12 protein-coding genes are annotated in these 10,943 nt (G+C 69.9%); all 12 read right to left on the bottom strand.

Annotated features, from left to right (window positions below; genetic code table 11):
* Positions 1–850, bottom strand: an 850-nt coding sequence (locus MET9862_RS26360; RefSeq protein WP_244612921.1) for an ATP-binding protein, incomplete at its 3' end; no start/stop codon positions are given.
* A 53-nt stretch (positions 851–903) separates the two neighbouring features.
* Entirely contained in the window at positions 904–1,434 is a 531-nt protein-coding gene (locus MET9862_RS26355) for a hypothetical protein (protein WP_012454467.1), read from the bottom strand.
* Positions 1,434–2,753 carry an SIR2 family protein gene (locus tag MET9862_RS26350; protein ID WP_238254537.1) on the bottom strand — a complete coding sequence of 440 codons (1,320 nt, stop codon included), beginning with the start codon at positions 2,751–2,753 and terminating at the stop codon, positions 1,434–1,436. The genes MET9862_RS26355 and MET9862_RS26350 overlap by 1 nt, the downstream gene beginning before the upstream one ends.
* Before the next feature lie 420 nt (positions 2,754–3,173).
* Positions 3,174–3,698 (bottom strand): uracil-DNA glycosylase family protein, encoded by a 525-nt coding sequence (locus MET9862_RS26345; protein WP_012454465.1) that lies wholly within the window; start codon positions 3,696–3,698, stop codon positions 3,174–3,176.
* Positions 3,699–3,823: 125 nt separating this feature from the next.
* Positions 3,824–4,204, bottom strand: a complete 381-nt coding sequence (locus MET9862_RS26340; RefSeq protein WP_009862577.1) for a hypothetical protein — start codon at positions 4,202–4,204, stop codon at positions 3,824–3,826.
* A 58-nt stretch (positions 4,205–4,262) separates the two neighbouring features.
* Positions 4,263–5,348: a glycosyltransferase gene (locus MET9862_RS26335; protein WP_012454464.1), complete on the bottom strand. Its 1,086-nt coding sequence runs from the start codon at positions 5,346–5,348 to the stop codon at positions 4,263–4,265.
* Between the two features lie 95 nt (positions 5,349–5,443).
* Positions 5,444–6,082 (bottom strand): c-type cytochrome, encoded by a 639-nt coding sequence (locus MET9862_RS26330; RefSeq protein ID WP_009864849.1) that lies wholly within the window; start codon positions 6,080–6,082, stop codon positions 5,444–5,446.
* Positions 6,083–6,185: 103 nt separating this feature from the next.
* Positions 6,186–6,896, bottom strand: coding sequence for a copper-binding protein (locus tag MET9862_RS26325; protein ID WP_012454463.1), 711 nt, complete (start codon positions 6,894–6,896; stop codon positions 6,186–6,188).
* A 71-nt stretch (positions 6,897–6,967) separates the two neighbouring features.
* Positions 6,968–7,252, bottom strand: coding sequence for a copper-binding protein (locus tag MET9862_RS26320; protein ID WP_012454462.1), 285 nt, complete (start codon positions 7,250–7,252; stop codon positions 6,968–6,970).
* 170 nt (positions 7,253–7,422) lie between these two features.
* Positions 7,423–8,844, bottom strand: coding sequence for a multicopper oxidase family protein (locus MET9862_RS26315; RefSeq protein WP_041371993.1), 1,422 nt, complete (start codon positions 8,842–8,844; stop codon positions 7,423–7,425).
* Positions 8,845–8,877: 33 nt separating this feature from the next.
* Positions 8,878–10,422, bottom strand: a complete 1,545-nt coding sequence (locus MET9862_RS26310) for a TolC family protein (RefSeq protein ID WP_142585907.1) — start codon at positions 10,420–10,422, stop codon at positions 8,878–8,880.
* Between the two features lie 58 nt (positions 10,423–10,480).
* A complete protein-coding gene (locus tag MET9862_RS26305) occupies positions 10,481–10,804 on the bottom strand; it encodes a hypothetical protein (protein WP_012454459.1) in 324 nt (107 codons plus the stop codon).
* Positions 10,805–10,943: the final 139 nt, after the last annotated feature.

Genomic DNA, 10,943 nt, shown 5'->3' with positions numbered 1-10,943 from the left:
CCGGACCGAGCGGCAGCGCGGCCGCGCCGGCAGCCCGTCGCGGATCGGCGTCATGCCCCGGTCGGGCGGCGTCCGAGATCGACGGGGACGGCGCAGACCGCAGCGCGGTCACCGCGCGAACCTCGTCCGCGACCCCACCCATCTCGCCGAGGCTCAGCCGGCGGCGGGCCAGCGCCTGCCGCGCCGCCGCGACCCGGCTGCCCAAGTCCTGGCCGCCGGCCGGCGTCAGTCCGTCCAGGCTGGACAGGGCGGCGGCGATGTCGCCGGCCTGCAGGGCGACGTCCCGGGTCTCCTCCAGATCGGTCAACGCCGCCGTCAGGCGCGCGCGCGCCTCCTCGTAGGCGTGCGCGGCCGTATTGTGCGCGCCCTCGGCGGAGGACATGACCTCGCGCGCCTTGGCGGCGTAATCCGGGCCTTCGATGGCGCCCAGCGCCGCCCGCACGAGCTCGAAGCGCTGCGTTTCCGTCAGGTCGAGGCTGAGCGCCGCGATCCATTCGTCGCGGATGATGGAGGTCCTGCAGACCTGCTGCAGCGCCCGCTCGGGCTTCGCGCCCGGGACGCAGAGCAGTGCCTCGATGCGGGCCGCGTCCCGGTCGGCGCCGGTCTCGCGCGAGCGCGTCACGGCAAAGCCGCTCCCGTCATCGGCACGGAACCCCACCGTGACGAAGTGCGCCTCCGGCTGCCCCTCGCCGCGCCACCAGACATAGTCGTCGAGGCTCTCCCTGGCCGCCTTGTCGACGAGGTACTTGTCGATCTGGCCCGTGAGCGCGAACTCGACCGCGTCGCACAGCGTGCTCTTCCCGACGCCGTTGCGTCCGCAGATGACGGTAAAGCCGGGGCCGAAATCCACGCGTTGGCGCTCCCGGAAGCCCCGGAAGCCGCACAGTTCGAGGTAGTCGAGCCTCATGGCGCATCCACCAGGATGCGCGCCACGTCGGAAGCGCTCGCGGCGCCCAGGAAGGCGGCCACCGCGGCGTCCGGAACGTCGCTCAACCGCGACCGCAGACGGGCGCGGTAGTCGGCGCCGCCGATCACGGGCGCGCTGAGAACCGGCAGGAGGGGCAACAACGTCCTTCGCAGGTCGGCCGCCGTGCGCAGGTCGCCGCGCGCGATCTTGCGGGTCATGGAGAAGTTCTCCTCGATCCGCTCGATCTGCCGCGCGAGGCCGGGTTCGGCACCGCCGGCCAGGAACAAGGCGTAGACGTTCCAGGCCTTGGCGCCCGCGGACCGCAGCGAGGCCGCATGTCGGCCGAGCGTGGCCTGCTGGACCTGCCGCCAGTCGGCGAGCAGGCTCTCGCCGCTCCCGAAGACGTGCAGGAAGCCGGCGACGGACGCATTCTCGAAGCAGACGACCGGCACGCTGCCGCCCGGCCAGGTCCAAGTCTCGTAGCCGGCCGAGCGGAGCAGCACCTCGGATTGGGTCGCGATGTCCATCACACACCGAGCTCCTGGCGTGCCGCGGGAAGGTCGAGCCACGCCGCCGAAGCGCCCGGCCGGATGATGTCGCCCGGGCGCCCCTCCCGCACGAGGTTCACCGGCAGGCCGACGTCGACGGCGCCGGCGCAGACCACGACGTCGGCGACCTCGAACGGTGTCTCCCTGAACCGGTCCTGCGTCGTCTGGAGCAGCGTACCCGAACCGTTCACGACCCTGACCCGGCGGCCGGCGAGATCATAGCCGACGGAGGTCTGGACGGCGCCGGCACGGCGCAGCAACAGGTGCGCGTAGCCCAAGACTTCGGAAGGGCCGGGGTTCCGCAAGGTCGCGGCGGCGGTGGCCGGCACGCCTTCGGCGTCCCGACGAAGGCCGTAGAGGTCCTCGCTGCCCAGATCGGGGGGATCGAGCCAGGCCGATTCGCACGCCGCCCCCGTCTCCCTCTCCACCGCGGCGCGTCCGGCGTGCAGCACCTTGCGGAGGTAAGCCCGGGAGAACGCCCGGCGGAGTTCGTCGAGGACCTCGGCCCCCGAGCGCCTGACATGCGCGAAGCGGACGTTCCCCGAATTGGCCAACGTCCAGAGCTCGGGGGCCTTGGCCTGCAGGACGTCCTCGCCCGCGAGGTCGACCAGGGTCACCGACAGCGGCGCGACGCCCGTCATCGCCTCGGCGAGAACGGCATTGAGGTAGGACCAGTCCGACCAGAAGCCGACGACGAGCAGGTCCTTCTCGCGCAGGTTCGCCGCCATCCAGGTCTTGGTCTTGGCGATGCGCGCGGCGATCACGCCGTCCTCGGTGAGCTGCGACGCCGTCCAGACGGTGGCGCGCCGCTCGCGCACCGAGCAGCCATGGAACTTGAGCAAGGGCGCGTGCATGCGGGCCCGCACGGTGGCCTCGTCGCCGTCGAGCGAGGCGGCGAGGTCGAACCCGTAATCCTGTGCGCGGCGCTCGATCAGGTTGTCGTAGTTCGCCGATACGGCGCCGGCAGCCATGCGCGTGATCAGGAAGTCCGCCACCGCCGCGTGGCCGGCGTTCGGCGGCCTGACGAAACTCTCCCAGGGAACGAGGGCCTCGATGAAGACCGAGCCGAGGGTGTCGTCCCTCGCGAAGATCTCCGCCAAGGCTTCCAGGTCGCCGCGCAACCCCGGCGGGCACGCGGGGTCGATGCTCATGACATACCGGTCGTAGCAACTGGTGGCCACGGACCATGCCGACGGTAGGGAGCTCGGCGGCGCCATCGACAATCCGGCACCGCAGAGTATGACGAGGCGCCCCGCTTCCATGGAGGCGAGCAATCGCGCACGAACCGCCGCGTCCAACCCGTTCCTCCCTTGCCTCGCGAACCTTTACGGTGGCGTAGACCGAGATCACACTCAAGGCAAAGTAAGGCGACCCAGCTTCTCTCGCCCACGCCGCACGCGCATCGAACCGTCGGCCCAGAAAGTCGCGCCGGCGTAGGTTGCGCGCTGTCGTCTCGGCGACAAGGTTTCAGGCCGCCTGTTCCGGGCCGGGGCGGCTGATGGGTCTGGCGAGACAGGTCCGAGGCGCGGGCCCGCATGGCTTCTCTGGGCAAGGCCCGGCGGCTGTCCCGCCCTCAAGGCAGCGTCGGCTGCACCTCGCGCTGGACCTTGGCGGGCAAGCCGTACAACTCTCCCATCAGGGCGATGAACTCGCCCTAGCCACCGTAGCTGGGGTGGCGGACCCGCTCGGCCGTCATGCCCAAATCCGCCAGGGCCGCCTCAGCGTCCCTCGTGATAGCGACCATGGTGCGAGGGCGCGGTTCCGAGACCAGCCATTCGAGGAGGTGGGGGGAAGCCTGCCGTTCGAGACCGGCTGTGGCAGCGATTGGGAAGCGGGCCGCCGGAGGCGTGCGGGTGGAGCGGGAAGACATTCCAGAGGAAGACCGGGCGCCGCAGGTGCCGGAGGACCTGCCAGGTCACCGTCGCGGTGCGCTCGGCCACCGCCGGCCCCCGGGCGGCCCGTGAGAGCGGCAACTGCCCATGGAGGCCGGCATGGGCGGGGAGGTGAGCCTCGTCCGTGAGCGCCAGGCCAGTGCGCCGCCCGCCGCGATACCCGAGGTCGCGCGCTATCCAGATCGGATCGACGCCTCCCGCGAGGGCCGCCTCCGGAACGAGCCGCAGGTTCTCCCTCCGGATCTGCGGGGCGTCGGCCCCGTCGTGATCCGGACAGACCACGGCGTAGGGGTTGAACGCGTCACGGAAGCGAAGCGCCGCCAGGGCATCGATGAAGGCGGCCGGTGTCATGTCGGCAGGCTCGCGACCGCAGGCCGGGCCGGGGCTTCCTGGGACGACCGGCGACCGGCCTGCCTGACAGCTAGCCGCTTCGCCGACCGTTACCGCACCTGCGGCGGCTTCGTGATCCCGGCCGCTCAAGCCTTGTTCGTGAACCGCGCGGTGGCGGCCTTGCCGCCGACCTTGAGCGAAACCGTTGCCACGACCTGGCCACTCGCCGCGACGGGAAGCTTGCCCTGCACGCTGTTGGAGCCGGCCGGGCTGAGGTCGACCTTGTAGCTCTTGCCGCCGACGAGCACCGTTGCGGTGCCCGAGACCTGGGACGCCGGAACGGGCTTGCGCATCTCGTCCAGGACGTAGACGGTCACGTCGGTGTCCTTCACCACGAGTTCCAGCCAGAGCTCCTGGGCCTCCTGCACGAGGCCGCCGTGCGCGGCCTTGGGTGCCTCGCCATGGGCGAGGGCAGAACCGGATGCGAGGCTGAGGGCAAGAACCAACGGAATCGCGAAGAGCTTCATCGTGCTTTCCTCGTAACAAGCCAGAAATCGGTGGTAAACGCGTCTTCGGCGCGGTTTTCTAGGTTCCATGTCGCCCGAACAGGGAGGGGCGAAGACTGCTATCCCGTTCCACAACTGCCTCGAACAAGGCGTCGTAGGCCGTGGCCGCGCGCCGCGGGGAGAAGTCAGCCGCGCGCCGCCGGCGTCTCTCAGCGTCGCCCGGATCTTCCAAGACGGCTTCGATAGCCTCGGCCATCTTCGTGGCGTCGCCGACCGGAACGATAACCCCAAGCGCCGGGTCGAGCAGGATCTCGCGCGGCCCGTCGCAATCCGTCGCGACGACCGGCATGCCGTGGGCTAGGGCCTCAACCACGGCAAGACCGAAGGCCTCGACGCGTGAGGACAGAACGAGACAACTCGCCTCCGCAAAGGCCGGCCAGGGTTCCATGACGTAGCCGCGAAGCTCGACCCGGCCGGACAGGCCGAGGCGGTCGATCTCGGCTTCGAGACGCGCATACTCGACCCCCTCGCCGAGGATCACCAAGCGCGCGCTCGGTTGTCGTACCTTGGCGAAGGCGCGCAGGAGGGTCTGATGATCCTTCGCATGGTCCAGGCGACCCACGGAAAGGATGACCGGCACGGTCCGGTTGGGTGCCTTCTCCGCCACGCGATCAGAGAGGACCGGATTGTAGATCCGGCTCAAGCGGCTCGGATTGGCCGCAAGCCTCTCCTGCAGGTATCGGGCAAGCCCGTCCGAGACGGCGATTGTACGAGCGGCCATCCGGGTGAGAAGCGGCGTGGCGAGGTAGCCGATGCGGCTGAGAAGCCCACGCTCGTTCGCCGTATAGCCATGGTACGTGATGACGCTCCGGCGCAAGCGGCCGGCCAGGACCGCTGCCACCGTGTGCTTGAGGTTTGAGGAGGCCAGCGCGGAGATCGTGACGTCCGGCCGCTCGCGACGTATCAGCCCGGCAAGGCGCGCCGTTGAGCGTAGATGTCCGCCTCCTAACACGACAAGCCGAGCATCGGGGCTCAAATGAGCCATGTTTTCCCGGGCCTCGTAATCAACGGCCACAACTACTTCATGTCCGAACTTGCAGAATTCAGTGGCGAGGATTGCCCACACGCGTTCTGCTCCGCCGCCTGCGAGGGCGTGCACGTACATCAGAATTCTACGCGGAACAGGTCTCGGCCTGTCGGAAGCAGGTGGAGCATTCACAGGAAGTACCCTGCCTCGGCGCCGGCGTCGTACGGCTCCCGCTAATGGTTGTGCTTGTGGCGCGCGCCGCCGTCCGGCTGCGCTGTGCTGGAGGGGTTCTCCGCTGCCTTCGTGCCGTCCGTCCCGGCGGCGCCGTGGTTCATTCCGGCATGAGCGTCGCCTGCCTGTGCCTGCATCCACAGGTCGTTGTACTCGTCGTCGGTCATCTCCGGCAGCTTCCGCAGCAGCGCGACCGTCGCCCAAAGCATCTCGTCCCCGTCGCTCGCCATCGACGGCATGCCGCTCATCTTGATCCCGTTCTTCAGGATCCAGAACAGCTCGCCCGCACTGTAGCGCTTCGCGGCCTCCTTGAGATTCGGCGGCTCAGGATACATGCCCTCCGCGACCTCGTTGCGCTTGGTGCCCGGTCCGCCATGGCACGTGGCGCAATGCTCGGCGAAGTGCCCGACGGCCGGCACCAGCTTGGCTTGTTCGTCGTAGCCCGCCGGCGGCAGCAGGCCGGCCGCGTGGGCTCGGATCGAGCGCACCCGTGCCGTCTCCAACACCCACGAGGTCAGGGCCCAGTGCGGCTCCGTCGCGGCGACGTTGAAGACGCCAGCGTAGATCACGGCCGCGGCGGCGACCGTCGCCAGGATGCCGGCCGAGAGCAACGTGAGGAAGGCGATCTTGGCGGTTTGCATGGATGTGTCCTGAGTGACCGGTTCAGAGACGGGCCGCCCACGCGTCAGGTGCGGGGGGGCCGTCGGACGAACTGGGATGAGCGCTCTCGTCGGATCCGTCTTCTCACCGCGCCTTCTGGATGCGCGTGATGGCAAGCTGCCCGTTCACCCGGTCGGCGGAGAACCGGACCCGGTCCCCGGCCTTCACCCCCTTGAGGATGGCAGGGTCGGCAACCCGGTAGGCCATCGTCATGGCGTCCATGTCGATGTTCGGGATGCGCTCGTGGTCCAGCGTGACCTTGCCGGCGGCCTCGTCGACCTTCTGGACGGTCCCGCTCACCAGGGGCGTGTTGGCAGGGGGCTGGGCCGCGGCAGGCTTGGCGGGGGACGCCGGCGCGGGCGACGGCGACGCGGGCTGGGTCGAGCCGCCCGCCTGCGCCTTGCGGTCCAGCGGACCCTCGCCGGACGGCGTCTGGTTCGGCTGCGGCCGGTAGTCCGACTGCCGGCTCCGGACCTGCCATTCCTTGAGGGCGTCGATCTTCTGCTGCTGCTCGTCCTGGATCTTCTGCGCGGTCTCGCGCAGCTGCCGGTCGCCGCCGTAATCGAGCTGCGCCTTGGCGAGGAAGAGGGACTGCTCGTAGCTCGCGATCAGGAGCTCGGCGAAGTCCCGATCCGGGTCCCCGGTCAGCTTGAGGTTCTTGAACCGGTCCGCCATGACCTCGCGCACGCGCTCCAGAGCGGCCGGGGCACCCTTGGCGGGTTGGGCCCAGGCCCCGCCCGAGAGCGGGTTCGCAAGCGCCACGCTCATGGCGGCCGACAGCAATAGACGTCGCATGTGATTTCCTCCGCGGCATGGGGCCGCCGCGCGTGATCGGGCGTGCCCGCGCGGCGGGCCCGTTCGAGGCGCTACTTGGCTTTTTGGATCTGGGTGACGGTGTACTGGCCGCCGGCCTCGTCGACGTCGAACTCGACCTTGTCCCCGGACTTCAGGTCCTTGAGCATCGCCGGGTCCTTGACCTTGTAGGCCATGGTCATGGCGTCCATGTCGAGCTTCGGAATGCGCTCGTGGTCCAGCGTGACCTTGCCGGCGGCCGGGTCGACCTTCGTGACCGTGGCCTTGACCGATTGAGCCCAGGCCGGGCTCGCCAGAGCCAGCAGCGCGGCGAGGGCGAAGGGAGGTACCTTCCTCATCGTATTCTCCTGATGGTCGTTGTGCCGCTGCACGGGCACTTGTTGAGGGGCGATGGCGCCCGCGCAGCGGCTTTCGGGCGGACTAGGTCCACCCGAACCCGTCCGCCGGTGCCCGCCCGCATCGGGGCGTCGTTCCGGCGGAAGCTTGGAAGACATCCGGCATCGCCGGCTCAGTGGTTTCCGTGACCGCCCGGGTTGGAGGCCGTCCGGCGCTTGCGCGGGTCGACCACGCGCAGGTCGGTCTCGCGGGCTTTCCGGCCCTTGGGCGTGTCCGGCGCCCGCGTCGGCTCGGGCAGGGGCTCGCCGGTCCACTCGTAGGCCAGCGTGCCCTCTGGGTGCTGGTACCAGCCCGGATCCCTGTAATCGCCGGGCGCCACGTCGGGGCGGACCTTCAGCACGGTGAACATGCCGCCCATCTCGACCGATCCGAACGGGCCGGCGCCGGTCATCATCGGCAGCGTGTTCTCGGGCAGCGGCATCTCCATCTCGGCCATGGAGCCCATGCCGGTCGAGCCCATCGGCATGTAGCCGGGCGCGATCTTCTGGATGCGCTTCGCCGTGCTCTTCAGGTTCACGCCGATGTAGGTGCGCACCGAGTGGCCCATGGCATTCATGGTGTGGTGCGACTTGTGGCAGTGGACCGCCCAGTCCCCCAGGTTGTCGGCGTTGAACTCGATAGCCCGCATCTGGCCGACCGCGACGTCCGCAGAGACCTCGAACCACTGGCGCTCGGGCGGGATCCAGCCGCCGTCGGTGCCCGTGACCTTGAAGTCGACGCCGTGCACGTGGATCGGGTGGTTGGTCATGGTCAGGTTGCCGAAGCGCATCCGCACCTTGTCGCCCTGGCGCGCGACCATGGGTTCGATGCCCGGCCAGACCCGGCTGTTGAAGCACCACATGTTCATGTCGAGCATCGTGTTGACCTTGGGCACGTAGGACCCGGCCTCGATGTCGTAGGCGTTCAGGAGCCAGACGAAGTCGCGGTCGACCCGCCGCTCGGCGGGATCGCGCGGATGCACGACGAAGAAGCCCATCATGCCCATCGCCATCTGGACCATCTCGTCCGAGTGCGGGTGGTACATGAAGGTGCCCGAGCGCCTCAGGATGAACTCGTAGACGAAGGTCTTGCCCGGCGGGATGCCGGGCTGGTTCAGGCCCGCCACCCCGTCCATCCCGTTGGGCAGGGTCTGGCCGTGCCAGTGGACGGCGGTCGCCTCCGGCAGCTTGTTGGTGACGAAGATGCGGACCTTGTCGCCCTCGACCGCCTCGATGGTCGGCCCGGGCGACTGCCCGTTATAGCCCCAGAGATGCGCCTTCATCCCGGGGGCCATCTCGCGCACGACCGGCTCGGCCACGAGATGGAACTCCTTCCAGTCCCCGCGCATGCGCCACGGCAGCGTCCAGCCGTTGAGCGTCACCACCGGCTGGTAGTCCACCCCGGTGGTCGGCACGAGCGGCGGCTGCGTCGTCGCCTTGTCCATCGAGGGCGCCTCGGGCAGGCCGGCGGCCTGCGTGCGGCCGCTGATCATGGACGTTCCTGCGAGGACGAGCCCCCCAGCGCCCAGCAGGCCCCTTCGCGAGATGTCAGTCATCGGTTTCTCCATGGGTCTCGTGGGGGAGCGGCATCAGCCGCCGGGCGTGGCGGCCGCGAGGGTGTCGCCACCGCCGCCGGCCACCGCCTCGGCTCCAGCCGACTCGCCACCGAAGCCTTCGCCGGTGAAGCCGCCGCCGATGACGGCCGCCCTGAGGTCGGTCGCCGCGATCCAAAAGTCGCGTTGGGCCTCGATGGCCTGGATATTGCTCAGGATCCGCGAGCGGGCGTCGATGATCAGCGTGGTGACGTCGATCAGCATGCCGCTGTACTGCAGCAACGCCTGGTCCTGGATCGTCTTGCGCAGCGGCAGCACGCTGCCCTGGTAGTGCCGGGTGATGTCGTACTGGCCGCGGTAGCGCTGGTAGGCCTCGCGGACCTCCGAACGGGCGTTGACCGCCTTCTCCGCAAGGCGATGGGCGGCGCCGAGATAAGCCTCCCGCGCTCCGCGCACCACCGTCGTCCCGAAGTCGTAGATCGGGATGACCAAGTCGACGGTGTAGCCGCGGCCGAAGCTCTTGTCGCGCGTGACGTTGAAGCCGCCCTGCTCGTTCGGCTCGAACGCCTTCGAGCGCTCGTAACGGTCGGAGTAGCCGATATCGAGCACGTTGATGAAGCCGCTGACCTGGTTGAGGCCGTACTGGCCCGCGAGCGACTGGAGTTCGAAGCGCGCCGTCTGGATGTCCGCGCGTTTCTTGATCGCCTCGGCCTCGATCTGGGTGCCGCTCACCAGCCGACCGGGCAGCGACGGCAAGCCGTTCGGCAGCTTGAAGTCGATCTCGCGCCCCCACAGGCCGAGCAGGCGGATCAGCTTCTCGCGCTCGACCCGCTGCAGGACGCGCGCCTTGGCGAGTTGCGCCCCGAGCTCGCTGTAGAAGGCGTGCTCGCGCGCCTGCTCCAGCTTGTTCAACGCGCCCGTCTCGCCGAGCTGCTTGGCCAGGGTGGAGGCGGAGCCGGCGCTCGCGAGCGCCTGCTCCAGGTAGGCGACGGACTGGTTCGCCGACACCGTGCGATAGAACTGGCGCCGCGCCTCGCCGGCGAGGCGCAGGACCTGCCCGACCGCGCGGTACTGCTCCGCCCTGAAACGGTTCCGCGCGATCGGGATGCGGACCGGCAGCGTCAGGAGCTCGATGAGGCTCGCGGTGAGCGAGCGCTCGACCTCCAGGGTGAAGTCGCCCCCGGTTCGGCTGAGGGAGAGCCGCGGGACCGGCGGCAACGTCGCCTGGACGAACTCGGCTTCCGACACGCCGAGGTCGTTGAAGGATGCTTGCAGGGCGCGGTTCTTCAGGAGGGCGACCTGAACCGCGCTGTCGGGCGTCAGGGGGCGCCGCAGCAGCTGGTCCGCGCGCGCCGCCGCGCCGGTCGCGGCGATCTCGTCGGACACCTTCACGATGTCCTTCCTCAGCTCCAGGGCGGCGTAGCTGTGCGCCGGTCCGAGACCGCCGTCGGCCGAGAAGCCCACGCAGCCGCCAAGCGGCACCCCGACCGACGCCAGGAGGGCAGCGGTCCGGGCGCGACGGCCGAGCGACGCTGCGGCTCCCCGGCGGACGCCGGACCCGCGAGTCTGAGGCAAGGTCATCCGTGAGTTCCCTTTGGGGGTTAGTCCGTGGGCGGGGTTTGGTTACAGGTGGGTCCCATCACCGCCCTCCCGTGTCGCGCTTGCCGCCCATGCCGGGCATGTTCATGCCGGGCATCCGGGAGTGGTCCATGCCCTCCATGCCGCCCGAGCCGGACTTCGGCGTCACGGCGCGGTTGAGCTCGCGCCAGTCCTTGGGATCGACCACGTCGTAGCGCGCCACGCCCGCGGTGACCGCGGAGTAGCGCGGCGCGCGCACGGCAGCGGCAGGGTTGGCCGGGGCAACCAGCCAGTCCGGCGCGGCGGTGGGCACGCAGGCCGCGAGCGGCAAGGCCGTGAGCGCCAGGGCCGTGAGCGCCACGGCCGGCCTGAGGAAGGTGAGCATCGCTTCGGATCCCGAACGGGGGCTGGCGGCCGCGCTCGGGGGCGCGGACCGGCGGACAGGGAGGGGGGGGCGCGGGCGCGGCTGAGCCGGCCGGGCCGGGCGCGGCCTGCGCAGGCAGGATCCTGGTCAGGGCGCGTCC

Source organism: Methylobacterium symbioticum (genome assembly GCF_902141845.1).
Lineage (GTDB): Bacteria > Pseudomonadota > Alphaproteobacteria > Rhizobiales > Beijerinckiaceae > Methylobacterium > Methylobacterium symbioticum.
Note: the sequence above shows the minus strand (reverse complement) of the source record. Positions and strands in the feature narration are given on the sequence as shown.